Source organism: Pseudoalteromonas piratica (assembly GCF_000788395.1).
Lineage (GTDB): Bacteria > Pseudomonadota > Gammaproteobacteria > Enterobacterales > Alteromonadaceae > Pseudoalteromonas > Pseudoalteromonas piratica.
Genome location: NZ_CP009888.1, coordinates 1836308 through 1862945 on the forward strand (window position 1 = coordinate 1836308; position 26638 = coordinate 1862945).

Sequence of the window (26638 nt, forward strand, 5' to 3'; positions counted from 1 at the left end):
GCTAAACAGGAATTTAAGAATTTACAGTAGAGGAAAATTTAAAAGCATGCGTGGGTTTGAAATTTTAAGAAAAGCTCGAAAGTTTCGAGAGTACACACAGGAAGAAGTTGCGAAGCTGTACGGCAGAAGTTTGAGAAGTTATCAACGTTGGGAGAAAGGTGAAGTATCGATACCTTATGATGACCTTCGGGGTATTGTGACGGACACACTTGGGTTAAGCATTACACAAATTGAGGATATGGAAAACAATGGACATCAAAAAGCTGCGTAAAGAGTTAAAAGTGTGGGGCGGTTTCTGGCGTAATCATGAGAAGGTTGGTGGCTATGCTAGTAAATCAAATGTTGATCGCTTAAGAGAAGTTTGCGAGCTGGGTGGCTGGTTTTCCTCTGACCTGCATTTATTTGATTCATCAAGCTCGATTCAAGCCCCTGAACATATTCAAATGACCACAGCATTAATTGATCAGTTAAAGACGCCATATAAAATTGCAATTATGGCTTGGTACACAAAGCGTTTGAGAGGCGATGAGTTTACAAGTTATTTAAAAGCTAAGAATAAGCGTGATTCCGAATTGCTTTTAATGCATGCAGAGAATGCTTTACTGGTGATGTTGCGGTAAAGGCGTGAGTGTTTGATAGCTCACGCCTAATTAAATTAAAGGTTGCTCGAAAATTCTATATCTACTATTCGTGCTGAGGCGTTGCCCTCTTTCCAATTTGATAGTGCTGAATCTAGAGTGTAATACTTGCCTTTTTCTTGCTCACGAACGTAACCAGGTTTAAGAGGTTTGTTATTTCCAAATGAATAGCGGCTTACTAAAACTGGCAAATAGTCTTCTTCATAAATAACGTTGTCATCCTTATCTTTGAAATAGACCACGATTTTAACTTTATCCAAGGAGCGCTCACCATTGTTTTTGAGTGATAAGCGAACCGCTGGAACACCTTTCTTTGAATATGTATCTATTCGCTTGGCAGTAAACTCTGTTAATTCAATTTTGTTGATGTAATCTAACTTTTCTTCAAAGTCATTCATTGCTTGGATTGTTTTATCAATACCTTCTTGTGATTTCTCAGCACCAGAATCAACTTTGGCCATTTCTTCATATTTTGCTATAGCCTCTTTAAATTTATTATTTTCTAGTAATTTTTTAGCTTCTTTTTCTAGCGTTATAACTTTTCTGGTGTTTTCCCGCTCTTTATTTCTTCGAGCTGTTTGCTCTTCCATTTCACGAATCATCTGCTTTTGCTTTTCTTCTAGCTTTGCTTTTCTTTCGGCTGCTTCGATTTTATTTTGCTCTAACTGAGCCCTGTATTTGGTTAATATTTCTTGACCGGTTAGACCATTGATGTCGGCTAGGTTTGCGACAATCATTGTCTCTTTTGATATGGCTTTGTCAGCGCCAGAGAAAGCAGCGCCCAGCATATTTGAAAAACCTTCTTTACCACCAATAGAGTAATACATGATTGCTTTCTTAAACTCAGGACGATCTGCTTCTGGTAATGACTCTATAACTGCTTGAGTAGAAGATTGAATTGATGATTGGTCAGTTGAATCGAATTTTGCAGGTCCAAAACAACCAGACAAAGTGATGAGCGCTAAAGGTATTAATAACTTTTTCATTTCAGAATTCCTTTTACTTATATTTAGTTACATATTGCTAATACACATTAAACAAGAGTTATTAGATATACAAATTGAAATGTTGTTAATTTGATTTAAAGCAACGTTGTTTTCACTCGAAAAACAGTAGTAACCGCTATTAGCTGGATATGCACGCCATATGTGGCGTGTTAAGTGACACAAAGCGACCTATATTTTTAGGCTTAAAATGGCACAATATTTATAAGCTCGCGAGAGTTACAGCTACAGAGTTTTCTATTATTTCCATTGTTGATGTCCCAATCAAAACCCGTCTTTATGGCGGGTTTTTTATTTGGGAAATCTAGAGGCGGCTTGAAAGGATTCATTAGCTTTTGGTTGGCACCCAATTAACGCATTCAGTTAGCCACAACTAAATAAGTATTATAGGAGTTAATCAATGGCGGCATACTCAAGAGTTTCTAGCCAGCGGTTAGCTACTTGTCACACTGACCTTCAGTTAATTTTCAATACTGTTATTGAGCGTGGTTATGACCACTCAATCTTATGCGGTCACCGTGACAAACAAATGCAAAACATTGCATTAAAGAAAGGTTTATCACAGCTTGCTTGGCCTGATTCTAAACATAATAAAAAGCCAAGCATGGCTGTTGATGCTGGTCCTTACTTCTCAGAGCTTCGCAATACAGATTGGAACGATGAAAAAGCGTTTTCAAAGTTTGCCGGTTATGTATGCGCAATAGCTGATGAGCTTTTAAAAGCTGGAAAGATTAAACACAAGTTGCGTTGGGGTGGCGATTGGGATTCTGATGGCCGCACGAGTGACGAACGCTTTATAGACTTACCTCATTTTGAATTGGTGCCAGTATGAATATGAAACGAGTATTTAAAGTACACGGTTTTAATGTAGAAGATGGTGGCGCAGCTACTATCGATAATACAAGCCAATACATCTTACAAGCTGGCTTTGCTCCAATTGATTTTGATTATGGTCATTTAGGTTTAGTTGGTGTTGTGCTGTTTAACCATAACTTAGGGCAAGCACTTAAGTCTCAATTAAAGCCTGGTGATTGTGTTGTTGCACATAGTAATGGTGCAGCAATCGCGGTTCGAGCTGCTGAGTTAGGTGCACAGATTGATACATTAATTCTGATTAATCCTGCCCTTAAGTCTGATTACGTATTCCCTAAGAACATTCGAAAAATTGTCGTTTACTGGACCAAGCATGATAAGCCAGTAAAGATTTCACGAGCCGTGCGCTGGCTAACAATCGGAATGTGTAAGTGGGGTGCGATGGGAGCAACCGGTTATACAGGCCGTAAAGATGATCGCGTTACCAATTTTGATATGAGCAATATTATCTTTGGTCATTCAGAAGCGTTACAACCAGAGCAACTTAAGCTTTGGTTTGGAAAGAGTTTAGTAAGTAAGTTGAGAAGTGATGCCTAGTTCTAATAATAACAATAATGAAGTGCTTTCATTTGAGAAGTGGGTACTCGCAATATTTTCAACTTTAATACTAGGCATTCTCGGGTGGATGGCTAAAACAGTAAGTGATAGTCAAATACAGTATGCTCGGATAGAAGAGCGACTTTTAAGTCAAAATGTCATTTTGGTTGAGTTAAAAGGTCGTTTTGACTCTGCCACTAAGTATCGCTTAGAGCTTCAAAGTGAAGTTGTCTCATTAAAGCGAAGAGTAACGGACATTGAGCGCGAGTTAGATCGTAAATAACATGAACAAACTAATCGACAAAATAAACCATTGCCTGATGCAAATAGCTAGCGGCAAGGAAGAAGTTTATTGGTCATTGGTTTTACTCATATTCTCATCACTTAGTGTCACATCTGCATGCACACTAATCGCTATCGTTAACACACTGCTATAGGTCCATTATGTTAAGACTATTAATTGCTTTACTGGTAACAATCGTTGTTGCTGGTTGTTCGTCGTCTATGGGTACAACAGAGTATTCATTAGAGCCAATGGTTCAGGCTGATGGTTCAATTGTTTGCTGCAAAGCCACAGTCTACAACAGTAAGGACTATGACAAACTCAAGTTTAAGTTTGTTAAAAAGTCAGATGGAACGATTGAAGCTGTTCTTGATGAAAGTGGTGTTAGTGCTTCTGATCCTGCAACTGTTAACGCAGAGAATAATGGCAAGATGCTTGATGCTATTAATCAGTTAATCCCGAAGGTTACCGACTGATGCCAAGAGCCATACCTAAAAGGTGTAGGCAATCTGGGTGTGGGAACTCGACAACTCATCGTCATGGTTATTGTGACCAGCATGCAGATAACAAAGGGTTTGGTAAATACAGAAAAGACCTAAAGAAGAAAGGGAAACTGGTTTATCAAACTAACGAATGGAAACACCACATAGCTCCAAAGGTTAAAAGCCTTGCGAACTTTCTTTGTTTGAACTGCTTGCTTGGTAACCCGAGCATAGTTAAACAAGGTGTTATTGCTGAGCACATAGTTCCTGCTTCAAAAGGTGGTGACGAATCACTATCAAACCTTTCGTGTTTCTGTAAAGAATGCGCAAACGAAAAGACAGGTTGGGAAGTTGGTAAGACTAAACAGCAAATTTTGAAGCGATACGGCCACACATCTGTATTGAAATATAGGGAGGGGGCATAAAATTGTCAGGGGGAAACCTCCGATATAGTACAGCCCCGAACACAGATTTTTACATGAAAAAAATAAGAAACTTTTTTTTGAGGGTTTTTTGTTTGTTTTTTAGTCATTAGTTGAGGTTTTTATGACAGCAGTTAGATCACCTGGAGCAGGCAGAGCAAAAGGCGATCTTGCTGTTGGTGATGCTGAAATTAAGCGCGTTGCTCCACCACCTGAATTAATCAACGAAATGGCAAAAGAGTGCTGGAAAACTAACAGTAAAATACTGATTAAACGTAACAGTTACGCTCAAGAAGATGCAATTTTGCTTCTTGCATACTGCAACGCATTCGCCATGATGCTGCAATGTGATCAGGAGTTGGCTGGTACTTACTGGACTGAGTCAGGTCAGGGCGGTTTAAAAAAGCATCCATTAGTCAATGTACGCAATGATGCGATCTCACAATTAACAAGAACAGGATCTTTACTTGGCTTAAATCCAATGTCGAGAGCACGAATGCTTAGCGGTGGTAAAAGCGAAGACGAAGAGAATGAATTTGATGAATTTTAATTTATGTCTTCATATCCGAACGTTAACGCGGCTAACAAATACGCTCGTGATATTGTCGCTGGCAAAATTCCGGCTAGCCAATTAACTGTACTTGCATGTAAGCGACATTTAGAAGATTTAAAAAAGCAGACTGATAAAATATACCCTTATCGATTTGATAAAGATAAGGCTGAAAGAGTTTGTCGGTTTGTTCAAAAGCTACCACACACAAAAGGCGAGTGGCTTAGAAGGCGTTTAAAAATTACGTTAGAGCCTTGGCAGCTTTTCTTTTTTGCTGTTGGCTACGGTTGGGTAAGAAAAAAAGACAATACACGCCGTTTTCGAGAGTTATACCTAAAAGTACCACGAAAGAACGGCAAATCAGCTATTGCTGCAGGTGCTGGTCTATATGGCTTATGTGCTGACGATGAATACGGCTCTGAAGTTTATTGTGGTGCAACAAACGAAAAACAGGCGTGGGAAGTTTTTAAGCCAGCAAAGTTAATGGCCGAAAAACTTCCATCTTTACGTAAACGTTTCGGTTTGCATGTTCACGCAAAAAAAATGACTCGTGCGGATGGTTCTGTATTTGAGCCTGTTATCGGTCAGCCTGGTGATGGTAGCTCACCACACTTAGGCATTATCGATGAATATCACGAACATCAATCAGATGATCAGTATGATACGTTCAATACTGGTATGGGTGCGCGTGAACAACCTTTAATGCTTGTTATCACAACGGCTGGTGACAATATCGAGAGCCCTTGTCACGATTTAGAACAACGTTCTATTGAAATGCTTCATGGCAATATTGATGACGAACTGTTTGCATTAATTTACGGCATTGATCCTGATGATGATTGGACCAAACCAGAAGTTTTAATTAAAGCCAATCCTAACTACGGTGTTTCAGTTAAAGCTGATTACTTGCTAAGTCAGCAGAAAAAAGCAATAGCAAGACCTAGATTTACAAACCGATTTAAAACAAAGCATTTGAATGTTTGGGTTTCAGCGAAAGAGGCCTATTTCAATATGGAGAAATGGAAAGCGTGTGAAGATAGAACGCTTTCCATTGAACAATTCAGAGGCGAAGACTGCGTTCAAGCGTGTGACTTAGCTCGTAAACTTGATATGAACTCAAAGGTTCGCATCTTTTGGAAATTTATTGATGGTAAACGTCACTGGTATTGCATTGCGCCTCAGTTTTGGATCCCTTATGACACTGCTTACGATAATGAAGATCGTGGATTAGGTGAGCGCTTTCAAAAGTATATCAATGCAAAATTATTGAGTGTTACTGAAGGTGCTGAAATTGATTATCGTGAAATTCAAGATGATATCGTTGCATCGCACTTAGAAACGCCTTGTGTTCGAGTGCCGCTTGATCCTCATGGTGCAACCAACTTAGCGCATCATCTAATGGATGAAGGCTTAGATGTTGTAACCATTACTCAGAATTACACAAATCTATCAGATCCAATGAAAGAGTTAGAAGCGGCTGTAAACTCAGGTCGTTTTCACCATGATGGCAATTCAATCTTAACTTGGCATATATCCAATGTGATTGGTAAACACATGCCAGGTAATGATGATGTTGTTCGACCAATTAAACAGAAAGATAAAAATAAAATCGATGGTGCCGTTGCGCTAATGATGGCTATGGGTGAGGCAATGTATCAATCTGCACAGCCTCAAGAAGAAGATTCAATTTATGACTCAGGGGAAGTTGGATGTTAAAGGATGCAATTAGTTTTGTTGTTGGCCTAGCCGGTGCACTTCTCATGTCGTTTGGTTTTTATCAATTTAATCCGGCACTTGGTGCGATTTGTTTGGGTGTTTTCCTAACTGTTTTTTCTTACTTATTATCAAAAGCACCAAAGGCTGAATAATGTTTTTTTCAAATTTATGGGGTAGTAATAGTAGTGGTAACTTATCTGTTGCGCCTGCTTCATCATCTACATATGCAAAGTCTGGCGTTGCAGTTGATGCTAAGTCTGCGTTAGCGCTTTCAGGTCTTCGCAGAGCAGTTACTTTACTTGCTGAATCAACAGCGCAATTGCCTTGTCATGTTTATAAACGTGACGGTGATCAGCGAGAAAAGGCATTAGAGCATCCACTTTATGATCTGCTTCGAAACCAGCCTAATCAAAAAGATTCAGCATTTGAGTATTTTGAAACAGGTCAAGGTTTCTTAGGCTTAAACGGTAACCATATTGCCCTGATTGAGCGTGATAGAAAGCAGAATATCAAAGAGCTAATTCCGATCCATCGCAGCAAGGTTCAAATTTTAAAAGGTAAGGATGGTTTACCGTACTATTTTTTGCCTGATGAAAATGAAACTTTACCAATGCGAATGGTTCACCATGTTAAAGCGTTTTCAATGGACGGTTTTCAAGGCCTTTCACCATTACAAACTAGTGCTGATTCAATTGGTCTTGCATCAGCCGTTGAAGAACATGCTTCAAAAGTGTTTTCAAATGGCACCACGTTATCAGGTGTGATTGAAAGACCAAAAGATGCAGGCACAATAAAAACGCAAGACGGTGTTAACAAGGTTGTAAGTTCTTTTACTGAAAAGCATTCAGGTTTAAGGAATATGTTCAGCGTTGCCATGTTGCAAGAAGGCATGACCTATAAGCAAATGGCAATGAGTAACGAACAAGCGCAACTGATTGAAGCGCGAAAAATGGGCGTTGCTGATATATCTCGTTTATATGGCGTGCCACTTTCGATGCTGAGTGAAAGCGCTGGTGAATCTTATAAATCAATAGAACAGCAATCACTGAACTTCGTTATTTACGGTTTAATGCCGTGGTTGAAACGTTGGGAATCGGCAATGCGCCGAGACTTACTTTTACCTGCAGAGCGTAAAGACTATTTTATAGAATTTAATGTTGCAAGCTTGGTGCGTGGTGACCTGCAAGGTCGCTATACAGCTTATGCAACTGCTCGACAATGGGGTTGGTTATCAGTAAATGATATTCGCAGACTTGAAAACTTACCTCCAATTCAAGGTGGTGATAAATATTTAACTCCACTTAACATGGTTGATTCGAAAAACATTGATACACACCAGCAAATGAATACGGCCACTTCTGATCAAATCAAAGAAATTAGAACCATTTTAGAAAGGTAACCTATGCCTCAAGTAAACTATATTCATCTTGCTGAAATGGCTTTTAATAAGCCATTATTAGCAACCTCCAGTGTTTCAGATATGATTGCGTCTTTCTTAAAAGGTAAGATGTTCAATTTGCCAATTGATGAATCCCGGCTAAGTGCGCGAGATATGGAAGTACAATCAATAGGCAGTCCTGAGCAGAGTCAAAACTTGGCAATTATTTGTGTGCATGGTGTGTTAGTACCAAGACGGGGTTTAATTACACAAGCATGCACAGAAGTTACAAGTTATGAGTTGATACGTAACCAACTATCCAAAGCATTAAATGATGATTCTGTAAAAGAGATTGCTCTTGATATAAATTCTGGCGGTGGCAGTGCGCAAGGTGCGTTTGAGCTTGCTGAGTATATCTATCAAAACAGAGATAAGAAGCCTATTCGAGCAATAGTTAATTTCAATGCCTACTCCGGTGCCTACTTAATTGCAGCAGCTTGTACAGAAATTATTCTTTCAGATACAGGTGGTGTCGGTTCCGTTGGTGTTTATACTAAACGCTATGATTTGTCTAAATGGTATGAAGAACAAAATGTAGATATACATACTTTTTACCGTGGCGCCCGTAAAGTTGATCGCCAACCTGATGTAGCAATGACAGATGAAGAAAGACTTTCGATTGAACTTGATATGGATAAAACCTATCAAAAGTTCACTGATGCGATTAGTCGATATAGAAACATTTCAATTGATGAAGCTATCAACACGGAAGCTGACTGTTTTGAAGGTGAAGAAGCTATAAAGCTAGGCTTAGCTGATACGTTGAGTACACCGCAAGAAGCAGTGAATTCAATTGCATCACGTATTGTTGCTAGTCAAACACAACAACCAACCATCTCTATTCAAGCAGCGCACATGCGTATGCAAACACAGCTCTAGCCTCGCGGCAGAGTTTTTAACAAGGGTCGCTTACAGCGGCCTTTTTTGTTTTATAAACATAAGGAAAACCCCATGGGTATTACTCAAATGCGCCGCGAACAAGCGGCTATTGCTGATCAAGTAAAAGCGCTTGCTGATAAAGAGCAAAAAGGTGAACAACTTTCAGCAGAAGACCAAGCAAAATTTACTGAACTGAGCACTCAGTTTGATGAGCTTACAGCTAAAATCAGTCGTGCAGAACAAGCAGAAAAAATGGCAGCAGCCACAGCTGAACCAGTAAAATCAGCAATTACTGCAGACGTTGCTATTCAGTCTAAGAAAGCTCCAGCTGTATATCCTGGTGCTAAAGCTGCGCGCTTTGCAATGTCAGTTGCAGCCGCAGAAAACAATCCGGTAGATGCAGCTAAGTTTGCTGAAAGCGAACTAGGCGACAAAGAAGTAGCAATGGCCCTTTCTACTGCATCTAATTCGGGTGGTGTGCTAGTACCTGAAAACATTGCATCAGAAGTAATTGAACTGCTTCGTCCTAAAGCGGTTGTTCGTTCTCTAGGTGCGCGCGTGATGCCGCTTGTGAGTGGTAACCTTTCTATTCCTCGCCTGATAGGTGGTGCGACTTCGAGCTACAAAGGTGAGAATGATGCTCAAAATGCTGAAAGCGGTCAATTAGATGATGTGAAACTATCATCAAAAACACAAATGACCATCGTACCAATGTCGAATGAGCTGATCGGTAAGTCTGGTTTTGCAGTGGAGCAAATTTTCTTAAGCGATATGATCGCCGCGATTGCAACACGACAAGATAAAGCATTTTTGCGTGATGATGGTACAAACAATACTCCTACTGGCTTTAAAGCAGTAGCCACAACTGCTGGTCAAACCGTTGCATGGTCAGGCTCCAAAACAGTTGCTGAAATCGACGCTTATCTTAATTCACTCATCCTAAAAGTGATGGAATCAGACTCTTTACTTGTTTCGCCTGGCTGGGGTCTAAGTCCTCGCACGTTTATGACGCTTAAAGGTCTTCGTGATGGTAAAGGCAACCTTGTTTATCCTGAGTTGGCACAAATGCAGCTTAAAGGTTACCCGGTTCAACACACTTCAACAATTCCTGCAAATTTAGGTGCAGGTACTAACGAATCAGAAATCTATTTCGCTGATTGGAATGATGTAATTATCGGTGAATCAGATCAACTAACAATCGATTTCAGCCGTGAAGCTACTTATAACGATAATGCTGGTAATTTGGTTTCTGCGTACTCTCGTAACCAATCAGTTCTGCGTGTTGTTACTGGTAACGATGTTGGTTTCCGTCACAATGAAGGTCTTGCGCTAGGCACTGGCGTTACTTGGTAATTTATTAAGAGCTAGCTGCTAGTTGCGGCTAGCTCAATTGGAGAAAATCATGAATAAAGCAGAACTTTTGGCAGCTATCGGAAAGTTAGCGGAAGAACAAAAGAAAACCATTCAAACAGATGGTAAAAGCAACGATGAGCTCAAAGTGATTTTGAATGAGCTTGAATCTGTAGCTAATGAAGAAGAGCTGAATTTAGAAGGTGAGTTAACAATTCACTTTGTAGCTCCTTACCGTAATTATGCAAATGGCGATGTAGCTACTTTTGAAGTAAAGAGAGCTAAAAAAATTCTAGCAATCACGCCAGCAGTGGCAAAAGAGTTTGTTGCAGAAAAAGCGAAGTAATCCGCTTTGTTTGAGGTTTTTATGGTAGTCGAATTAGCACAAGCTAAACAGCAATTAAATATCGATCATACGCTTGATGACTCATTTATCACTAGTTTGATAACTGCCTCATTAGGTCTTATTGAAGGTAAACTGCAACGTCCTATTTTCAACACGCAGGGTGAAGCTGGCGATGTAGCAAATGCAATTGTTATCGAAGATTTGAAAGCCTCAAGCAAAGCGGCGTTACAACAAGCAATTTTGTTGGTTGTTTCTGATTTGTATGTAAACCGTGAGTCAACAACAGATGCACAGCAATATGAGAATCGTGCATTAAGTGCATTACTGGCAAGCTTTGACGAAGTGGTGATTGGGTAATGCTTAGACCTGGAGAATTAAAGTGGCTAGCAATTTTTTCACAAGATGAAAAAGTGCAGGGCAAGTATGGTTCTGAAAATAAGCTCGTTGAAAAATTGCGTATACGTTGCAAGTTCGAACAAACGGCCACATCAGGCCGTATCGTTGACGCGCAAGAAATCACAGAAAATAAATACGTCATTAAGTTTAACAAGCCTCAACCGGTAGTAATTGAAGAAGACTTTGTGGTTGAGGTAAATAATGCGCTTTTATCGGTAACCGGTGTTTTAGGTAAGCCAACTGAAATACATGTTTATTGTAAGGCTTTAAAATGATTGATTTTGAATTTAATCCTAGCATTGCTGCACTCAATAAAGAGTTAGACAAGTTAGAAAATGGATTAAAGACAAAAGCGATTCGTGCAGGTTTACGAACTGCATCAGCGCCAGTAAAAAAACAAATGAAGGCAGATGCACCGGATCGTACGGGTAGGCTTTCAAAATCAATTGGTCACCAAACATTGAGCGGCAAGCGAAAGCAAAACGCCTTGTTGTTAGTTGGAAAAGGCCAAAAAGATACAACCAAGCTTGAAGAAGAACAGTATGCAATCATTGTTGGCCCAAACCGCAAAGTAGCAGGGATAAACCCAAGTTACTATGCACATATATTAGAGTTTGGCGCACGTTCGCACAGCATTTCTGTTCGTAAAAAAAATCACGGCAAAACGATGAGAATATCTAAAGCAGGTAGTTCATCAACTTCTTTCTATTTTGCTAAAGGTTCAGTAAGTCACCCTGGTATCAAAGCAACTGGCTGGATGGCCAAAGCACATGATGCAGCGGCAAACGATATAAATGCAGGCTTTTATAAAGGTCTTTCTCGATATTTGGATAGGTTATGAGTGTTTCAAATCTAATTGCTAAGCTGAAAGACACTTTTCCAACGTTTTCAATTGTTGAAGCCGGGGGAGATAATACCCAACCAAAGCTGGACACTTCTCATTTGATGTTTTCATCTGTAAAGACGGTTATTCCCGAAACTGAAACGTTTAGATTAAATGATAATCCTGCTTCAGAGAGTTGTGTCATAAATCTTGTATCGAGTAGACCGCTAGAAATTGATAGTAGAAAGATCGCACACACAGATGTATATGTGACAGAGCTTAGAGCAAAATCGCGTGATGAAAGCTTTGCGTTAGTCGCGACATTAAAAACCATGGTTGAAACAAGTGAGTTTGCTTTAGAGCTCACCGATTGGCTTCAAGATTACGATTCTTCTAGTGAATCATTTAGGCAGAATATTGAGGTTAGTTTTACTGTTCCTGCTTCTAGCGGTGATAGTAAGTTACCTGCCATTTTGGTTTATGAACTCGATACAAGTGCCAGTCCATCGCAATCAGCATCGCGTACACGCCAGCAATTAACAAAAACGTATGGTGTGATTGTTTTAACTAACCAAGGCAACATGTCTTCAATTAAAGCAGGCATTGAAAACTCTTTGATAGGTTGGTGCGAAAGCGACAACCACAGCAATATGGAATTACGAAAAGGCAACCCATTGGATATAGACGGACGGTTATCCATGTATCGGTATGTTTTTGAAAATTCATATACACATAAATCTAATTAACAAGCCGCATACAGCGGCTTTTTTATTGCCTGGAGAAAACCATGCCTAAACGCACAATTCACACAGGAACAGACGGCAAAGTGACAGTTGCGTCAGAGCCGCTTAACTGTGAAGTTGAATTAAAAAAACGTGGTGAAGAAGCTGCAAAAAAAGCTTGGACACCGAAAGATAAACAACCGGCTAAGCAACCGAAGCAAAGCCAGAAAAAATAAGGTAAAGCGCGATGAAGTTAAATTCAATTTTGCTTGCAATGCTGGAAGTTAGCGAAGGTGTTGATCCAGGTGTTGACGGCACACATGTAATGGAAACCGTTGACGGTATTTCAGTTACGCAATATGACGGTGAGAAAGTTACACGTAATGTTGATTCAGTTATTCCGAGCGTAGGCCCTGAAATCAATAAATCGCCGCATTCAACGTGGTCATTCAATATTGATGCAGCAGGCTCTGGCACTAAAGGCACTGCACCAGCTTTCGGTTGTTTACTGCAAGCATGTGGCTTTGTTGAAACGGTTGATACTGCGACACCAGGAAGTGAAACCGTTACATATGAACTGAGTCACAATAAATCGAAAACGGTAACGCTTGTTCGTCACACTGGCGGCAAGATGATCCAGAAGACACATGGTGTACGCGGTGAGTTGTCAATCGACTTTAACCAGTTTGTTCGTATGCAGTTTGGTAACTGCAAAGGTTCATATGTGCGACCATCCCCAGGAGGTAATCCAGTAACCATTGCATATAGTAATTATGCTGATCCACTTCCTATCAACAAAGATAACACTGTGACAGTTGAATTAGGTGGTCAAGCGCTCAAGATGACCGGTGGCAGCATTAACTTTGGTGGTGGTGTTAATCACCGAAACATTCCTAATTCTGAATCATCAGCGCATGGAGACTTTGAACCTACTGGTCAAGTTACGTTTATTGCACCTGATATCGCGGCTAAAAACTATTTTGCCGACGCTGAATCGCATAATGGCGTGACTGAGCAAGCATTCAAACTTGTTCATGGCACAGTCGGCGGAAACATCATCGAGATTGTTTCTGCGCGTGTTCAACTAAGTAATATTTCAGAATCCGATATCGATGGTGATGTTGGTTTTCAGGCTGATATCCGCTTCTTAGAAGCGCCAAAACTTATCTTTAAGTAACTTCTTTGCCGCTTGCGCTTTGGTCGTGGCGCTTGCGGCTTTTCCTTTACGACCAAATCAAATTAACGACTAAGAGAGAAATTATCATGGCTTTATCATTAATCGGTACTAATCCTGAAATCAAAGTGGCATGTGTTGCAGAAGTTACTGAAGGTATGCGCACACAAAAAATTAAATTTAGTGCGACTTTCACACGTTTAGACCGTAACGCGGCAAAAGATATCAAGCGGACCGTCCAAGCGGCTATGGATGAAGTACGCGCTTTATCGCGAGAACTCATTCAGCTAACCGATGATGATGCTGAGCGTAAAGCTGAAATTGAAGCACGTATTAACGAAATTGATTTAGAGTCAGAAAACCTTGTTCGAGATTACTTAAAGGGGTGGGACCTAAAAGACAGCGGTGGTGCTGCTTTTGAGTTTAATGAAGATAATTTAGAAGAGGCGCTTCGTTGGGAACCATACTTCAAAGCACTGCTTGATGGTTTATTTAAAGCAACAGGATCAGTACGTGAAGAGCAGCGCTTAAAAAACTAGTCGAACTCGGCAAAGCCTATCATGGTGGCAAACGAGAGCGAAGTGCAGAAGATATTGAAGAAGAAGCTGCTGCGCTTGGTTTGCCGCTTGAGTTTGTCGAGAAAACCCTTTCAAAGAAAAAACCAGAACCATTAGAACTATGGGCTGAAAACGTTCGAGCATTTGAGCTTTATCAGTCTGTAGCAGATCAATGGCGTATCGTTTCAAGCATGGCCGGTATCTTTTACACGGCTATAGATAACCAATCAATTCAATCCGCGTTTGAAATTTTCGATATCGATAAATCAATTCGCCAACAACTTTTTTTTGATATTAAGCATATAGCTGCAGGTGCAGCCGAGGTATTAAATGGCAAGTAAAAGCTATAAAACCGGCATTCTGATCACTGGTGATGCTAAAGGCGGTGTTCGCGCTCTAAAACTCACTAAAGATGAGTTAGGCAAGCTTAATAAAACACAAAAGAGCACGCAAACTGAATCCAAGAAAACAAAAGCGCAAATGGGAAACATGCTTGCGCGCTTCTCAGGTGGTGTTGCAATTGTTGGCGGTTTAACTGCAGCTGTTGGTTTGCTTGCTGGCAGTTTGCGAACTCAAGCAATTAAAGAAATTAATGCAACTGCGCAAGCATTTAATGTATCTACCGAAACGTTAACCGAGTGGACTTATGCCGCGAATAAAGTCGGTATTGGTGCCGATAAAATTGGCGATATCTTCAAAGATACGCAAGATAAAATTGGTGACTTTGTCGCTACTGGTGGCGGTGAAGCAGCCGACATTTTTGAAAACTTAGGTTTATCAATCGATGAGCTGAAATCAAAAACACCGGATCAGCAGTTATTAGCGATTGCTGAAGGCTTAGATCAAGTAGGCACCAAAGGCGAAAAGATTTTTTATCTTGAATCACTCGCTGATGAAGCTAGTCGATTATTGCCACTACTTGAAAATGGTGCAGCAGGCTTATTAGCTGCGCAAGAAGAAGCACGCTTACTTGGTGTCTCATTAAGTGAAGTTGATGCTGCAATGGTGGCGCAAGCTGCTAGCGAATTTGACCGCATGGGCGGCTTAATCACAGGTGCATCAAATCATTTGACTGTTGCCATGGCACCAGCCTTATCTGCAGTCAATGCAGGCATTGTTGATACAGTTACTAGCTGGGGCGGTTGGCAAGATGTATTTACGAATATCGTTGAAGGCACTGTTACTGGTATTGGTTTTGTATTGGATCGTGTTCATACATTACGAAAGGTATTAAAACTCGTTGAAATTGGTTGGCTCGAAATCGGTTCGGGCGGCATGAATGCATTAGCGAGTATTTCCGATGTAACCGCGCAAGTAATTAATGCTGTATTAAAACCTTTCACTCTAACATTAGCAACGATTGCTAATGGCTGGTCACAAATCTTGCTTGCTGCTGGCAATTTCCTTGGTGATGAAGGTCTAGTTGCTATGGGTAACAGCCTTGGTGACTTCGCCTCAAAAAGTGAGGGTTTTACTGTCTCAGCAGAAGATATTGAGGCTGCTGCAGCGGTTATGAACAGCACGCTTGAGAAATCACGCACTGAGTTTGAAGAACTTAAGTCATTTGAGCCAAGCGATAATCTTGCGAATTGGTGGAAAGGCGTAAAAGAAAACGCAGAAGCTGCAGCAAAAGCACAGGCGAAAGCCAATAAAGAAGCACGTAAAAATGGTAGCTCAACAAACAATAACAAATCACGTGAAACACAAATCAAAAAAGAGCAGCAAGCGCTCGATAAATTAATTAAAAAATCTGAAACGCTAAATAGCTCGTTATCGAATACATCAGATGTAATTGTTTCAGCATTTGGTTCAGTTGCACAGCAATTGGATAACATGATCGCAAAGCAGCAACAATTCGCGCAGCTTGAAGCCGAACTGGCCGCGCAACGCATAAAATACAATGATGAGTATTTGAAAGCTGTTGAATCAGGAGATACAGCGCGAGCTGCTTCTGCCAAATCAAATTTAACTCAAATAGGCAATGCAGAAACGAACTTAGCTGATAACCGGTTGCAGTCAAACATGAACTCTTATGCTGGTATGGCAAGAGCTGCTGGCCAGTTCTTTGATGAGCAGAGCTCTGCGCGTGAAAAATTACACAAAATTGAAACTGCTTTTGCAATTGTTGAAACAGCTTTGGCGCTTAAAAAGGCAGCAGCAAACGCACTAACTGCAATTACAAATCAAGGTAGTGGTGATCCTTATACCGCATTTGCAAGAATTGCGGCAATGGCGGCGCTAATGGCTGGCTTAGGTGTGTTTAGTGGTTCAGCATCAGGCAGTGCGCCAAGTTCAACACAGCAACGTCAATCAAATCAGGGAACAGGAACGATTCTAGGTGATGCCGATGCAAAATCTGAATCTATCCTCAATGCACTAGAACGCGCAGAAGAATTAGAGCTCGATCAGTACGCTGAAATGCGAGCTATGAATAGCGCTTTGAACGATTTGAATCGAAATATTACGAGACTAGCAACAAGTATTGTCGGTAATTTCGGGCGTTTTGATGAAAATAGTTACTCTGGTGAATTAGGCAAAGTAAGCACCACAAGTAAGTTAGAAAGCACCTTGGTTGGTGGCTTAACGCAAATTGATCCGCTTGGCATACTCGATAAAATCATTGGTTCGTTTAGTTCAACGAAAAAATCACTCGTTGATTCTGGTATCACTTTCTTTACGCAAACCATGGGTGATGTCATTGAGCGTGGTTTAGTTGATGCCGCAACCTATGCCGACATTAAAACCAAGAAAAAGAAATTTTGGGGATTAAAGTCATCAACTAAATACAACACCGAATATGATTCACTTGATGCACAACTATCATCTGAATTAGCGCTCATCTTCACATCAATGGGTGACACACTTACTGAAGCACTAGATATCCTAGGTCTTGATGCTGCGAATGCGCTTGAGTCCTTTGTAATAAGCATTCCTAATTTATCGTTAAAAGATTTAAGTGGCGAAGAGATAGAGGCTGAGCTGCAAGCTGCATTTAGTAAGCAAGCTGATTTGATGGCAAAACATCTTTTACCGCAAATTGGTGAGTTTCAAAAAGTGGGCGAAGGCTTATATGACACTTTGATCCGTGTTGCACAAGAGCAAGCAGTATTTAACCGCGCATTGGATTATACAGGCCAAAGTCTAGGCGATTTGACGGGCTTAGATATGATTGGCGCAAGCCAAAACATTATTGAGCTTGTTGGCGGCATTGAGGCGCTGGTCGATGCTGCTAGCACCTATTACTCTGAATTTTTAACAGACACAGAACAATATGAGTTTTTATCACAGCAATTAATTCAACAGTTTGGCGAGTTGGGGTTGGCGTTGCCGAGTACACGTGATGGCTTTAAAAACATTATTGACGGTTTAGATTTATCAACCGAATCTGGTCAAGAAATGTATGCGGCACTTATGGCACTTCTACCAATTTTAGACCAATACTATGACGCAGTTGAAAACCAAAAGGATAAAGCCGCAGAAGCCGCAGAAGCAGAGCGCAAGCTGGCGGAGCGAAGAAAAGCGTTTAATGACGATATTATTGAACAGATTAACCGTATAGGTAAATCAGACCTCGAACTTGCCGCGCTAGATTTAAATGACTGGTACGAGCAAATGAAAGCTGAGGCTGAGGCGTTAGGCGCTGAAACGGCACATTTAGAGACCTTGTATGGTAAAAAACGGTTAGAAATTGCTGAGCAATATATTAATGCGGCAATAGATAAAGCCGAGCAAGCGCGAGAAGCAGCAAACAATGCGTTTGCTGCGGCCGTTGACGTTGAAGTGTCACTTTACAATGAGCGCATCGACGCCATTAACGAATTTAGCCTGGCACTGTCAGCAAGTATTGCTGAAATACACATTGCGATGGGTGAGCTAAGCAACATTGATTACTTAGGCAGCGTTGAAGCAAGTGCCCGAGAGAATTACCAAAGCAGCGTTGAAGGTGGCACCATTGAAGAGCAGTTAAATGCACTCGATGAACTGCAAGCAGCGATTTTAAACCGCTTTAATGCTGAGCTTGCAGGTTATGATGGGCTGATTAATACCGCTAAATCTAACATTGATGCGCTTAACGCTGAGCGGCAAACACTTACAAATACATTTGAAAAAGCAATAAGTAACGCACAGCGTGACTTTGATAAATTAGCTGCAACGATAAACAAAACAGCAAGCAGCATTGATGCGGCAATTTATAAAATTGAATCGTCGTTACCTGGCTTTGATGCAATTGGCTACAGTAACACAGCAATAAGCGGTTTATATGGCAACCTAACAGGTGAAGCTAATGCCGATGAGCTAGCACGCATTGAGGAGCTTAACAGCGCAATAGCGGCACGCTACAGCCAAGAGCTTGCAGCCATTAATGCAAACCAGTCAGCACAAGAGCAAGCACATAGCGCGCAGCTTGCCAGTTTTGATGCGCTAAATAATGCCGCAAAACAGTTAAAACAAGCAGCAGACTCGCTATTAATTAGTGACTTGTCCTCACTCACAAATGCGGCGCAAGTTGATGAAGCAAAAAGGCAGTTTGAATCATTAACAGCACGTGCACGCCGAGGTGACACGGAGGCAATGTCGCAATTGCAAAGCGTTGGCTCGCGTTATTTAGAGCTAAGCCGTGACTATAATCCTGCTAACTATGACAGCGTTTTTGATAGCGTACACAATGTTTTTGAGAAGATAGCCCCTGCTCGCAATGTTGGCCCTGCACCACACCCTCGCATTGCAGCATTTGAAGATAAAAAAATAAGCCTAGCAAATTCAACAATTGCCGAACTGAAAGCACTGCAGGAATTAACAGCAGCACTTGAAGAAAAAGCCGCCGAGGAACTTGCAGCAAATATTGCTGACCTAACAGCTGCATATGAGAGCGACTCAAATGCAATTGCTGATGCAATTGCTAATCAAGAGCTTGAATTGACAGAGTTTGAAGCAGCTAAATTATTGCTACAGCAAACAACTATTGCAGAGTTAGAAGCAATAAAATTGCTGCTTGAAAGTTTAGAGCTTGAAGCTGCAGACGAGCGAGATAGTGCAATTGCTGAACTTGAGGCCAAATTAAGTGCAGACTTGGAAGAAATAAACGAAACGCTAGAACAAGAGTTCGCAGATGTTCGCGCAGTGTTTGCAGAAGAAGCAGAGTTAATCCTGGCTGCAAGTGCAGCGCAAATAGACGTGTTGAACGTGCACACAACTCAGCTTGAGTGCATTGAAACAGCGATTATTAAAACAAAAGAAGCGATTGAACTAGATAGAAATAAAAAAGTGACATTGCCTCCTGATTTTTCGCCGATCGACATTATTTGGCCCGATCCAATCAAAGACTTGGCACCACAAACTAATGCACAAAATAAGTTACTAGAACGTGTTGTTGATGAGTCGCAAAAGCTTAACAGAGAACTGAGTGCAAAACTTGAAGAGCAAACGCAGCTTAACAAACAACTTGTAAGTGATAACAAAGTTGCAATCACTCGATTAGAGCGAATTGCTAAGTTCAGCGAAAGCTCGCAAAAAGAGTTAAAGCGAGTTAACGAGGTTTCTGCGAGGTCTATTGCATGACATTTCACGACTGGCTAAATACGCCTGGCTTATTTCGTTGCGTAATTGTTGAACTTGATTACATCGATAATGAGCAAACTAAAACAGCATATTTTGCTAACTGTCCGTTTGTGTCGAGCGGTTCTGACGTGCCAGCCCACCAAGCATACCAAGATGCGATTGTTGGCGGTCTTGAAATTGTGCGCACAATGAGTGAAGTGTTTTTTGGCAAGAGTGCGTCGTCGATTAGTGATTTGGAGCTAGTGCCAACGAGCTTTACACGAAGTTTAAATGATGTTGAGAACTGTAAAATCAAAATTTACATTGGCGATAAAACATGGAGCAAAACGCAATTTATGCAAGTCTTTGTTGGCGTTGCTGACACTGTTGAACAAAGTAAAGATAAAGTTAGCATTGAGTTTAAAGACAAAGCCAGCGCATTAGACATACCTATTTTAACGAGTGTGTTTACTGCAGGGCCAAGCGAGGGCGAATTGCTGCCATTAGCCCTTGGCCAGTGTTTCAATATCACACCCAAGTTAATTAACGCAGCTACTCATACATACAAATTTAATAGTGTGCAAAGCAGCGCTGTTAATGCGGTTAAATTCAACGGTGATTTAGTAAACCCAACAAATTACACCGTTGATTTAATAGCCTCAACAATTACATTTTTAGTGCAGCCAGTTGGCAATATTACGTTGGATATAAACGGCGCTGTAATTGGTGGCCAGTACGTTAAAACTTCAAACCAGATTGTCAACTATTTAATCGGCACACGTTTAGGTTATGCAATTACATTTGGTGTGCTGCCGAGCTATACACTCGGAATTTATATTGATAACGATACAACCTACAGTGATTTACTAGACCAAATTGCAATCTCTATTGGTGGTTATTGGTACTTTTCCCGATTGGGTACATTTGTTTTTAAACAATTCTCAGGCACCACAGGCACAGCCAACAAAACCTTGCGCGATGACCAAAATATTGAGTTTACGCGCCAGCAACGCCACCGATTAAAACCTATACAAAATTTGACACTCGGGTATCAAAAAAACTGGACTGTTTTAGCAAATGTTGCTGCACGTGTATTTGACACAAACCCAACGCTTGCACAGCAGTTATCAAACGAGCAGTTAACAGTATCTGATAGCAATGCGGTTAATGGTTTAAGCATTACAACGCCAACACTAATAGCTAATAAAGACGACGCACAAACTGAGTTAGCACGCAGATTAGCGTTAAAAAGTATTGCGCGTTATGTCAATGAAACAGAGCAACTTGCTGCACCGTTCCAATGGAATTTGGGTGATGAAATATCACTTGAAACACCTGCACAGAACGGCAATCACGCAATCATTACACGGTTTGCTGAAAACCTTTTAACTAACAAAATTTCACTGGACTTTTGGCAATGAATAATAAAATTCGCATGTTAATCAATAATGAGTTTGATCGCGCCAGTATTTCAATGAACGTAGGGGCAGAAGTGCCAACGCTGCCGCTAAAAAATATGCAGAAATACGGCAATTCAGATATTTTTCGCTCTACTGATAGCAGTGAAATACAAATTGTTGGTGAGTTTGCTGATTTAGTTTTAATTTCTGCTTTGGTGCTTTGGCGCACGAATTTTAGCGACGCTGGTTTAATGCGTTTAGAGCTATTTAATGATGTAAACCAACTTGGTAAGCGTGTTTATGATTCAGGCGAAATTGGTGTAATACAACAAGTAACGGTGCGAGATTGGGATTGGCGCATACAGCCTATTGTTTCATCAGTAATTAAAAATTTGCAGACGCGATTTAGCCAACTTTGGTTTGAAGGCGTTTTTGCCAAGTCATACCGCATCACGATTAAAGACCCGCTAAATATTGATAACCAACTTGATATTGCCCGCATTTACATGGGGCGCCATTTTTCGCCTGCTGTTAATTTTGCTTACGGAAGTACATTTACCATTAATAGCAACGGCGAACAGTTTAGAACAGATGGTGGCTCACTGCATAGCCAGCAAGCGCCAACTTTCAGAGAAAATAGCTTTTCACTTAATTGGCTTAACGATGCTGATGTGCCGTTTTTATCAAGCGCTATGCGTGATGTAACAACCCACAAAGATTGGTTTATATCGCTTTACCCTGGATTAAATAATCAAAAAGAATTTGATAACGCATATGCGTGCAAGTTTACAACTATAGAGCCACTTAAAGGTGTGGCTTATAACCTCTACACACAAGATTTCAATATTGGAGAATGCTAATGAGTACCCCTTCACGTATTACCGTGCCTAAAGATGAATTTAGCGCGGATGATTTCGGCTTTACATTTTTAACAAAATTAAAAGCGCTTTTTACTGCAGTACAAAACAGCATCATTGGCTATAACGCGCAGTTAGATGCTGCGGAGGATGCTGCGTCGCATGCAGAGCTGGCGAAGCAGCAAGCAGATAGAGCCAGCGCAATTGTACTTGCGCCATTCTCAACAATTGAGCTTTATAAATTAATGAACCCGTTAACGCATATTAGTGGCCAGCGTTATGATCTAAGCCGTGTTGCAGGTGGTGTTGCGTTTACTAACGCAACAGCTGACAGACAATATTACAATCGCTATGGCCAAAGCGCACTTGCAGCAGCTAATGAGCGTTGTTTTACAACTCGGGGCGAACAATTAGCACCAACCTTTAAAAATTTATTACTGCAATCAGCAACACATAACAACGCAGCCTGGACTAAAGACAACGTCACGATATTGCCAAGCGCAGGTGAAGATACAAACGGCAATTTAACATTAACCCGCGTTACTAATAGCAAAGGTGCAGTCGGTGCAATACGTAACACGGCAACAGGTATTACAAACGATAACCTTGTTAAAACTGCGGCTGTTGAGTTAAAAGCAGATGACGCAACACATATTAAAGTTGAGCTAACGCTCACAGGAGGCGCAACGCCAGTTACTCAATCCGTAGTCATTGATTTGCGTGCGTCAGTGCCTCAAGTGTTGTTCGGTACACCTGCTTTTTATAAGTTCGATTGGCAAGCAAATGGTGTTGGTGTGCTACACATTGGCGTGCAAAATAACGCAAGCGGCAATACATCAGCAATACTTGCTGTTTACCCAAGCGTTGATCCATATGAACCAGATACCACGGCAAGCGCTGGTTCGCTTTATCTTGGTGATACCATTGTGACAGATTCAGCACAACCAACACCGCTAGCTAGAACAACAACTGCACAGCGCACAGTACAAGCCGACTTTTTAACGTTCCCAACCAAAGATAATTTCCCGCCGTTTGATAGTGCGTGGACGTTGGTGTTTAACGCTTATTTAAATGTACCAAATGAGACAACCCTTTTATTTAACGTAGCACCCACATCGCTGTCAGGCTTTTCAATGGCTCTGATAGTTGAAAAAGCCAAATCTATATTGTTTAGGTTTGGTGAATATGGAGCGTTTACAGATATACGTGGGGGGTTAACACCAGGTTTTAATCAAATAGTGGTTGTGCACCGCAATAACCAAATCGAGCTTTATCTGAATGGTGTTTCAGCGAGTTATAAAAAGGTGGGAACATACCCAATGGTTAAGCTTGATTCTGTTTGTTCAGTAATGTCGCAATTTAACAACAGCCAACATACAGCAGGAACATTTGTTAGTGCAGATATACACGCATATGCTGCATCGCCAGATGCAATTGCAGCGCTTTATAGCTCAACGTATTCGGAGTAATTAAAATGAGTAAACGAATTTTGATTCAAGGTAGCACACTAGATGGCGTACATTCATCAAACAGTATGTCGCTAGACTATGATAAAACGTTTTTTGAGCAGATTGTGTTTTTCGATGCTGGCGGCAATAAGGTCATTCCAAGCGCTGGCATTGTTACGTGCCAGGTTGTCACAGAAAATGGCGCAATTGACAACTTGCCAGGTGTGACACTTGATGTAACAAACGGCACATTTAACGCAAGCGATAGCGACAACGCAAACCGTGCACAGCCGCACGCTTACGGCCACTTTGAAAAAGCTAGCATCACACTAAGTGGTATTGCTGGCGCAACATCATTTAAAGCAGTTGTTAGGAGATCATAATGATTAACTATCTGCCGTTTCCTGTGCAACTTGGCAGCCCGTCGCTCGCTGCCAAATTTGTGCGTGAAGCGCTAAGAATTGAGCGGCCACGTAATATTGCATTGTTAAAATCATCAGACGGCGGCTTTATTAACGTGCAGCAAAAAATAGAGGTTGCACCAGAAGACGATTTTGAGTTTGAAATGGTGGTACAAGTTGAACGCGATGATCCTAATTATGATTCTATCGTTCAGGGTAATGCCTCTGATGATACCCCCGCGTTTCGGTTAAAAAAGAATAAATATGTAGATGGTGGTGCAGCGTGGGAGCACGGTTCTTTACAACTAGAGATGAAGCACACGCAGACTGCATATTATGCTGATTGTGCGCCAGAAGACAGAAATCCAGAGTTTCCTACAAAGTTCAACCGCCTTAAAATCGTGAGAACGGGCAAGGAGATGGATTATATTGTTAATGGTGTTAAGGCTATAGGAACACATATTGGTGCCGAATCTTGGATACCTTTTACTATCCATCGTATTAACGAGCTTGCTACGTGTCGCTTCTTAGAGTTTAAATTCACTAAAAATGGTCAGAAGATTATTGACCATGATCTAAGCGCGCCACATGGCACGACCATTATTCCTAATCTGGCGCAGCCGTTGGGTGTGGAGCTTTACGCTGACAATCCATTTGTTGTGGCAAATGCAGGAACAGTGACAAAGCTGACAAGTGATTCTTGGTCAGTGCAAACCTCGCACGGTAGCCCTAATAATTTAGCGTATGGCGCTCGAATTCTAAGCTTTCCTGTAACGCCAAACGAATCTTATTTATTCAAAGTAGAAGCAAACGAGGACGTCAACCTACTTGCTTATAATAGTGCATATCAATTAATAAGCAGGGGAGTAAATGAAGTATTGTTTACAACAACTGAGGCTTTCGTCAGGTTGTATGTTTCACCAAGAACAACAAACGCTGTTATTTTCAAAAAAAGCTCAATCAAAAAAGCTTCTTACTATGCTGAATTTGTTAACGTTACTGACGATAACAAAGAGCAGTTTACTTGGAATTCAGAGCGTAATGCTTGGGTTGGTTTAGCTGATTACAAAGCATTGAATATGTCTGTCAATCAGACTAACGCTTGGTCAGGCATTATTACGATTACGGGCTTTGTCATTGGTAGTAAATATTTAATTACAATTGATGCAGATATTGCCAGTGGTGATATGCATTTAGTAAATTTTGACTCAACCGATAGCTTAAGCTTTACAGCGAGTGGAAAGCAAATTTATGCTGTAACAGCAAAAGCGTCAACATGCTATTTGCAAAGCAAAAGCACAGGATTTGCTGGCACTATAAACACGTTAATAGTGCAAAGTTTGCTAGATATGGGGGCGCAATGAGCTACAGATATTTAATAAACAACGTAGCGCTATATGCTGCGACACCTGCTAATAATGTTATCGAGACATTCAAATCACAAATCGGCGGTAGCTGGCATGGCGTTTGTCACGATGAGTCTGACACAGAGCAAAGTAAAGGTGTAAGAGTGTTCAGTCATTACACGGGCCATATTGCTGACTTTGACTCACTCAATGATAATGCGTTGCTTGATGTGCGTTACAAAGCGAGCGAAGACAGCACAGACAATCAAGCTGAAATGATTAAAGCTGTGTTCCCTGTGCTTGATGCTGATGCGCTAACGATTGTAAGGCTAACAAGTGTTGAGCTTGATTTGTTATACGTTCATCCAATTTGGCGGCTTTGGTGTTTTAAGTTTGATGACGAACCAAGCGCAGAGATTGCTTATAAAAAAGTGTTTGGTGATAACGCATCGCTTGATGGCCGCAAACCAATGAGTGATTTAAAGCAGCAAGTGCGTGCTGATATTAAAGCGATGTTTAACTATGTTTCTGCTTAAACTGTCGCTTAAGTTGTGCAATGGATTAGTTAACTACTTTTCTGATCATACGCGCTTGTGGTGGTTAATTACGTTAAGTATCGCGTTTATTATGTCGCTATTTTTAACTGCGATGTTTGTTTTGTTCGCTGGCTCGATAACGTGTAGCTAAAAACTACAACCCCAGCCCAACGGGTGAAATAAATTTTTTCCTTCGTATAATGAGACCTGATTTTATTTAAGACTAACTTTTAGAAAGGAGAATTGAAATAAAACAAGTCTTATTATTCATTGGTGTTTTGGTATGTGGTTTTGGTGCAAGTATTACAGTTGCTGCCGATGCGGTTCAAAGCGCAATACCGGGTGCGGGTTTAGGCAGCGGAGCAGGGGATGGTACTTAAACCTCCCCAAACTAAATTTTTACAGCCTAAATGATTTCCTATATCGCTAATTGTTATTTTGTACTTTACGTCGCATTGGTTTTAAACCACGGCCTTTCCACTTCATCCCTATAGTCCAAGAACAAGGACTTTTATCTGTAATCTCCGTCCAAGTCTTCGCATCATCTTCTAAAAACTCATCGCCTGACTGAATGACTTCATCATGTTCTAAAAGCCTGTAGTTCATAATTACCTCAACCACTCCCACTTAATTAATGAGCCGTAACCGTAGGCTCTAACATTTCGCAAACAACAGCATTAAGTACATGCATCATCATTCCACCGTCAGGTTTCGATTCAGCCAATTTTAAAAGCTCAATTAACGCTGGCAGTTCAGAGCATTGATGTTTATTCATCGCAGCCTCAACAACTGGCTTCCACTTATCAAACATTTGAATAAAGCCATCTTCACCACCTAAGAATATTTGTTGTTCACGACACTGATAAAGTTTTGCCGTTATTTCTACAGCTTGTTGTTGTGACATAAAATTTCCCATTTAAAA

General features: G+C 40.9%; 32 protein-coding genes. 29 read left to right on the forward strand and 3 right to left on the reverse strand.

What is annotated here, in order from left to right; translation table 11 throughout:
* Positions 1-46: 46 nt before the first annotated feature.
* Positions 47-271 carry a helix-turn-helix domain-containing protein gene (locus tag OM33_RS08430; protein ID WP_038640825.1) on the forward strand — a complete coding sequence of 75 codons (225 nt, stop codon included), beginning with the start codon at positions 47-49 and terminating at the stop codon, positions 269-271.
* Entirely contained in the window at positions 249-620 is a 372-nt protein-coding gene (locus tag OM33_RS08435) for a hypothetical protein (protein ID WP_038640827.1), read from the forward strand. The genes OM33_RS08430 and OM33_RS08435 overlap by 23 nt, the downstream gene beginning before the upstream one ends.
* A 35-nt stretch (positions 621-655) precedes the next feature.
* Here OM33_RS08435 and OM33_RS08440 read toward each other — a convergent pair whose 3' ends face one another.
* The gene (locus tag OM33_RS08440; protein ID WP_038640829.1) at positions 656-1624 is read right to left on the reverse strand and encodes a DUF6694 family lipoprotein; all 969 of its coding nucleotides are present in this window, start codon (positions 1622-1624) and stop codon (positions 656-658) included.
* Between the two features lie 418 nt (positions 1625-2042).
* Between OM33_RS08440 and OM33_RS08445 the strand changes: the two genes are divergently transcribed.
* The 27 genes from OM33_RS08445 (at position 2043) to OM33_RS08565 (ending at position 25716) form a co-directional block, all read left to right on the forward strand.
* Positions 2043-2474, forward strand: a complete 432-nt coding sequence (locus tag OM33_RS08445; protein ID WP_038640830.1) for a M15 family metallopeptidase domain-containing protein — start codon at positions 2043-2045, stop codon at positions 2472-2474.
* A complete protein-coding gene (locus tag OM33_RS08450; RefSeq protein WP_038640832.1) occupies positions 2471-3052 on the forward strand; it encodes an alpha/beta hydrolase in 582 nt (193 codons plus the stop codon). Before OM33_RS08445 ends, OM33_RS08450 begins: the two co-directional genes overlap by 4 nt.
* On the forward strand, positions 3045-3335 hold the full coding sequence (locus OM33_RS08455; protein WP_038640834.1) for a hypothetical protein: 291 nt from the start codon (positions 3045-3047) through the stop codon (positions 3333-3335). The genes OM33_RS08450 and OM33_RS08455 overlap by 8 nt, the downstream gene beginning before the upstream one ends.
* 161 nt (positions 3336-3496) lie before the next feature.
* Complete coding sequence (locus OM33_RS08460; RefSeq protein WP_038640836.1) at positions 3497-3811, forward strand: hypothetical protein; 315 nt, start codon at positions 3497-3499, stop codon at positions 3809-3811.
* On the forward strand, positions 3811-4242 hold the full coding sequence (locus OM33_RS23050) for an HNH endonuclease (protein WP_038640837.1): 432 nt from the start codon (positions 3811-3813) through the stop codon (positions 4240-4242). Before OM33_RS08460 ends, OM33_RS23050 begins: the two co-directional genes overlap by 1 nt.
* 121 nt (positions 4243-4363) lie before the next feature.
* Positions 4364-4789, forward strand: a complete 426-nt coding sequence (locus OM33_RS08470) for a phage terminase small subunit P27 family (protein WP_038640839.1) — start codon at positions 4364-4366, stop codon at positions 4787-4789.
* Positions 4790-4792: 3 nt separating this feature from the next.
* Positions 4793-6505, forward strand: a complete 1713-nt coding sequence (locus OM33_RS08475) for a terminase large subunit (protein WP_038640841.1) — start codon at positions 4793-4795, stop codon at positions 6503-6505.
* The gene (locus OM33_RS22525; protein ID WP_199922428.1) at positions 6499-6657 is read left to right on the forward strand and encodes a hypothetical protein; all 159 of its coding nucleotides are present in this window, start codon (positions 6499-6501) and stop codon (positions 6655-6657) included. The genes OM33_RS08475 and OM33_RS22525 overlap by 7 nt, the downstream gene beginning before the upstream one ends.
* Entirely contained in the window at positions 6657-7904 is a 1248-nt protein-coding gene (locus tag OM33_RS08480) for a phage portal protein (protein ID WP_038640843.1), read from the forward strand. Before OM33_RS22525 ends, OM33_RS08480 begins: the two co-directional genes overlap by 1 nt.
* A 3-nt stretch (positions 7905-7907) precedes the next feature.
* Entirely contained in the window at positions 7908-8822 is a 915-nt protein-coding gene (locus OM33_RS08485; protein ID WP_038640845.1) for a S49 family peptidase, read from the forward strand.
* A 72-nt stretch (positions 8823-8894) separates the two neighbouring features.
* Positions 8895-10175, forward strand: a complete 1281-nt coding sequence (locus OM33_RS08490) for a phage major capsid protein (RefSeq protein ID WP_038640847.1) — start codon at positions 8895-8897, stop codon at positions 10173-10175.
* 49 nt (positions 10176-10224) lie between these two features.
* Positions 10225-10518: a hypothetical protein gene (locus OM33_RS08495; RefSeq protein ID WP_038640849.1), complete on the forward strand. Its 294-nt coding sequence runs from the start codon at positions 10225-10227 to the stop codon at positions 10516-10518.
* A 21-nt stretch (positions 10519-10539) separates the two neighbouring features.
* On the forward strand, positions 10540-10875 hold the full coding sequence (locus OM33_RS08500; protein ID WP_038640851.1) for a head-tail connector protein: 336 nt from the start codon (positions 10540-10542) through the stop codon (positions 10873-10875).
* Complete coding sequence (locus OM33_RS08505; RefSeq protein WP_038640853.1) at positions 10875-11189, forward strand: hypothetical protein; 315 nt, start codon at positions 10875-10877, stop codon at positions 11187-11189. The genes OM33_RS08500 and OM33_RS08505 overlap by 1 nt, the downstream gene beginning before the upstream one ends.
* The gene (locus OM33_RS08510; protein ID WP_038640855.1) at positions 11186-11755 is read left to right on the forward strand and encodes an HK97 gp10 family phage protein; all 570 of its coding nucleotides are present in this window, start codon (positions 11186-11188) and stop codon (positions 11753-11755) included. The genes OM33_RS08505 and OM33_RS08510 overlap by 4 nt, the downstream gene beginning before the upstream one ends.
* Positions 11752-12483, forward strand: coding sequence for a hypothetical protein (locus OM33_RS08515; RefSeq protein ID WP_038640856.1), 732 nt, complete (start codon positions 11752-11754; stop codon positions 12481-12483). The genes OM33_RS08510 and OM33_RS08515 overlap by 4 nt, the downstream gene beginning before the upstream one ends.
* A 41-nt stretch (positions 12484-12524) precedes the next feature.
* Complete coding sequence (locus OM33_RS22530; protein ID WP_199922429.1) at positions 12525-12695, forward strand: hypothetical protein; 171 nt, start codon at positions 12525-12527, stop codon at positions 12693-12695.
* 11 nt (positions 12696-12706) lie between these two features.
* Entirely contained in the window at positions 12707-13636 is a 930-nt protein-coding gene (locus tag OM33_RS08520; RefSeq protein ID WP_038640859.1) for a phage tail tube protein, read from the forward strand.
* An 86-nt stretch (positions 13637-13722) separates the two neighbouring features.
* Positions 13723-14172 (forward strand): hypothetical protein, encoded by a 450-nt coding sequence (locus tag OM33_RS08525; RefSeq protein ID WP_038640861.1) that lies wholly within the window; start codon positions 13723-13725, stop codon positions 14170-14172.
* A gap of 80 nt (positions 14173-14252) precedes the next feature.
* The gene (locus OM33_RS08530; protein ID WP_038640862.1) at positions 14253-14531 is read left to right on the forward strand and encodes a DUF1799 domain-containing protein; all 279 of its coding nucleotides are present in this window, start codon (positions 14253-14255) and stop codon (positions 14529-14531) included.
* A complete protein-coding gene (locus tag OM33_RS08535) occupies positions 14521-19749 on the forward strand; it encodes a coiled-coil domain-containing protein (protein ID WP_038640866.1) in 5229 nt (1742 codons plus the stop codon). The genes OM33_RS08530 and OM33_RS08535 overlap by 11 nt, the downstream gene beginning before the upstream one ends.
* Positions 19746-21149 carry a hypothetical protein gene (locus OM33_RS08540; RefSeq protein WP_038640869.1) on the forward strand — a complete coding sequence of 468 codons (1404 nt, stop codon included), beginning with the start codon at positions 19746-19748 and terminating at the stop codon, positions 21147-21149. The genes OM33_RS08535 and OM33_RS08540 overlap by 4 nt, the downstream gene beginning before the upstream one ends.
* Complete coding sequence (locus tag OM33_RS08545; protein ID WP_038640871.1) at positions 21146-21988, forward strand: hypothetical protein; 843 nt, start codon at positions 21146-21148, stop codon at positions 21986-21988. Before OM33_RS08540 ends, OM33_RS08545 begins: the two co-directional genes overlap by 4 nt.
* On the forward strand, positions 21988-23454 hold the full coding sequence (locus OM33_RS08550) for a phage head spike fiber domain-containing protein (protein ID WP_038640875.1): 1467 nt from the start codon (positions 21988-21990) through the stop codon (positions 23452-23454). The genes OM33_RS08545 and OM33_RS08550 overlap by 1 nt, the downstream gene beginning before the upstream one ends.
* Before the next feature lie 5 nt (positions 23455-23459).
* A complete protein-coding gene (locus tag OM33_RS08555; RefSeq protein WP_038640877.1) occupies positions 23460-23816 on the forward strand; it encodes a DUF7265 domain-containing protein in 357 nt (118 codons plus the stop codon).
* A complete protein-coding gene (locus OM33_RS08560; RefSeq protein ID WP_038640878.1) occupies positions 23816-25198 on the forward strand; it encodes a hypothetical protein in 1383 nt (460 codons plus the stop codon). The genes OM33_RS08555 and OM33_RS08560 overlap by 1 nt, the downstream gene beginning before the upstream one ends.
* The gene (locus tag OM33_RS08565; protein WP_038640879.1) at positions 25195-25716 is read left to right on the forward strand and encodes a hypothetical protein; all 522 of its coding nucleotides are present in this window, start codon (positions 25195-25197) and stop codon (positions 25714-25716) included. Before OM33_RS08560 ends, OM33_RS08565 begins: the two co-directional genes overlap by 4 nt.
* 426 nt (positions 25717-26142) lie before the next feature.
* Here the strand turns inward: OM33_RS08565 and OM33_RS08570 are convergent, their stop codons facing one another.
* Positions 26143-26322, reverse strand: a complete 180-nt coding sequence (locus tag OM33_RS08570) for a hypothetical protein (RefSeq protein ID WP_199922430.1) — start codon at positions 26320-26322, stop codon at positions 26143-26145.
* 25 nt (positions 26323-26347) lie between these two features.
* Entirely contained in the window at positions 26348-26620 is a 273-nt protein-coding gene (locus OM33_RS08575) for a hypothetical protein (RefSeq protein WP_038640882.1), read from the reverse strand.
* Positions 26621-26638: the final 18 nt, after the last annotated feature.

What these genes read in the sequence shown, in the direction of transcription:
- OM33_RS08430 (WP_038640825.1), top strand. Translation starts at nt 47, where the DNA reads ATGCGTGGGTTTGAAATTTTAAGAAAAGCTCGAAAGTTTCGAGAGTAC.
- OM33_RS08435 (WP_038640827.1), top strand. Translation starts at nt 249, where the DNA reads ATGGACATCAAAAAGCTGCGTAAAGAGTTAAAAGTGTGGGGCGGTTTC.
- OM33_RS08440 (WP_038640829.1), bottom strand. Translation starts at nt 1,624, where the DNA reads ATGAAAAAGTTATTAATACCTTTAGCGCTCATCACTTTGTCTGGTTGT.
- OM33_RS08445 (WP_038640830.1), top strand. Translation starts at nt 2,043, where the DNA reads ATGGCGGCATACTCAAGAGTTTCTAGCCAGCGGTTAGCTACTTGTCAC.
- OM33_RS08450 (WP_038640832.1), top strand. Translation starts at nt 2,471, where the DNA reads ATGAATATGAAACGAGTATTTAAAGTACACGGTTTTAATGTAGAAGAT.
- OM33_RS08455 (WP_038640834.1), top strand. Translation starts at nt 3,045, where the DNA reads ATGCCTAGTTCTAATAATAACAATAATGAAGTGCTTTCATTTGAGAAG.
- OM33_RS08460 (WP_038640836.1), top strand. Translation starts at nt 3,497, where the DNA reads ATGTTAAGACTATTAATTGCTTTACTGGTAACAATCGTTGTTGCTGGT.
- OM33_RS23050 (WP_038640837.1), top strand. Translation starts at nt 3,811, where the DNA reads ATGCCAAGAGCCATACCTAAAAGGTGTAGGCAATCTGGGTGTGGGAAC.
- OM33_RS08470 (WP_038640839.1), top strand. Translation starts at nt 4,364, where the DNA reads ATGACAGCAGTTAGATCACCTGGAGCAGGCAGAGCAAAAGGCGATCTT.
- OM33_RS08475 (WP_038640841.1), top strand. Translation starts at nt 4,793, where the DNA reads ATGTCTTCATATCCGAACGTTAACGCGGCTAACAAATACGCTCGTGAT.
- OM33_RS22525 (WP_199922428.1), top strand. Translation starts at nt 6,499, where the DNA reads ATGTTAAAGGATGCAATTAGTTTTGTTGTTGGCCTAGCCGGTGCACTT.
- OM33_RS08480 (WP_038640843.1), top strand. Translation starts at nt 6,657, where the DNA reads ATGTTTTTTTCAAATTTATGGGGTAGTAATAGTAGTGGTAACTTATCT.
- OM33_RS08485 (WP_038640845.1), top strand. Translation starts at nt 7,908, where the DNA reads ATGCCTCAAGTAAACTATATTCATCTTGCTGAAATGGCTTTTAATAAG.
- OM33_RS08490 (WP_038640847.1), top strand. Translation starts at nt 8,895, where the DNA reads ATGGGTATTACTCAAATGCGCCGCGAACAAGCGGCTATTGCTGATCAA.
- OM33_RS08495 (WP_038640849.1), top strand. Translation starts at nt 10,225, where the DNA reads ATGAATAAAGCAGAACTTTTGGCAGCTATCGGAAAGTTAGCGGAAGAA.
- OM33_RS08500 (WP_038640851.1), top strand. Translation starts at nt 10,540, where the DNA reads ATGGTAGTCGAATTAGCACAAGCTAAACAGCAATTAAATATCGATCAT.
- OM33_RS08505 (WP_038640853.1), top strand. Translation starts at nt 10,875, where the DNA reads ATGCTTAGACCTGGAGAATTAAAGTGGCTAGCAATTTTTTCACAAGAT.
- OM33_RS08510 (WP_038640855.1), top strand. Translation starts at nt 11,186, where the DNA reads ATGATTGATTTTGAATTTAATCCTAGCATTGCTGCACTCAATAAAGAG.
- OM33_RS08515 (WP_038640856.1), top strand. Translation starts at nt 11,752, where the DNA reads ATGAGTGTTTCAAATCTAATTGCTAAGCTGAAAGACACTTTTCCAACG.
- OM33_RS22530 (WP_199922429.1), top strand. Translation starts at nt 12,525, where the DNA reads ATGCCTAAACGCACAATTCACACAGGAACAGACGGCAAAGTGACAGTT.
- OM33_RS08520 (WP_038640859.1), top strand. Translation starts at nt 12,707, where the DNA reads ATGAAGTTAAATTCAATTTTGCTTGCAATGCTGGAAGTTAGCGAAGGT.
- OM33_RS08525 (WP_038640861.1), top strand. Translation starts at nt 13,723, where the DNA reads ATGGCTTTATCATTAATCGGTACTAATCCTGAAATCAAAGTGGCATGT.
- OM33_RS08535 (WP_038640866.1), top strand. Translation starts at nt 14,521, where the DNA reads ATGGCAAGTAAAAGCTATAAAACCGGCATTCTGATCACTGGTGATGCT.
- OM33_RS08540 (WP_038640869.1), top strand. Translation starts at nt 19,746, where the DNA reads ATGACATTTCACGACTGGCTAAATACGCCTGGCTTATTTCGTTGCGTA.
- OM33_RS08545 (WP_038640871.1), top strand. Translation starts at nt 21,146, where the DNA reads ATGAATAATAAAATTCGCATGTTAATCAATAATGAGTTTGATCGCGCC.
- OM33_RS08550 (WP_038640875.1), top strand. Translation starts at nt 21,988, where the DNA reads ATGAGTACCCCTTCACGTATTACCGTGCCTAAAGATGAATTTAGCGCG.
- OM33_RS08555 (WP_038640877.1), top strand. Translation starts at nt 23,460, where the DNA reads ATGAGTAAACGAATTTTGATTCAAGGTAGCACACTAGATGGCGTACAT.
- OM33_RS08560 (WP_038640878.1), top strand. Translation starts at nt 23,816, where the DNA reads ATGATTAACTATCTGCCGTTTCCTGTGCAACTTGGCAGCCCGTCGCTC.
- OM33_RS08565 (WP_038640879.1), top strand. Translation starts at nt 25,195, where the DNA reads ATGAGCTACAGATATTTAATAAACAACGTAGCGCTATATGCTGCGACA.
- OM33_RS08570 (WP_199922430.1), bottom strand. Translation starts at nt 26,322, where the DNA reads ATGAACTACAGGCTTTTAGAACATGATGAAGTCATTCAGTCAGGCGAT.
- OM33_RS08575 (WP_038640882.1), bottom strand. Translation starts at nt 26,620, where the DNA reads ATGTCACAACAACAAGCTGTAGAAATAACGGCAAAACTTTATCAGTGT.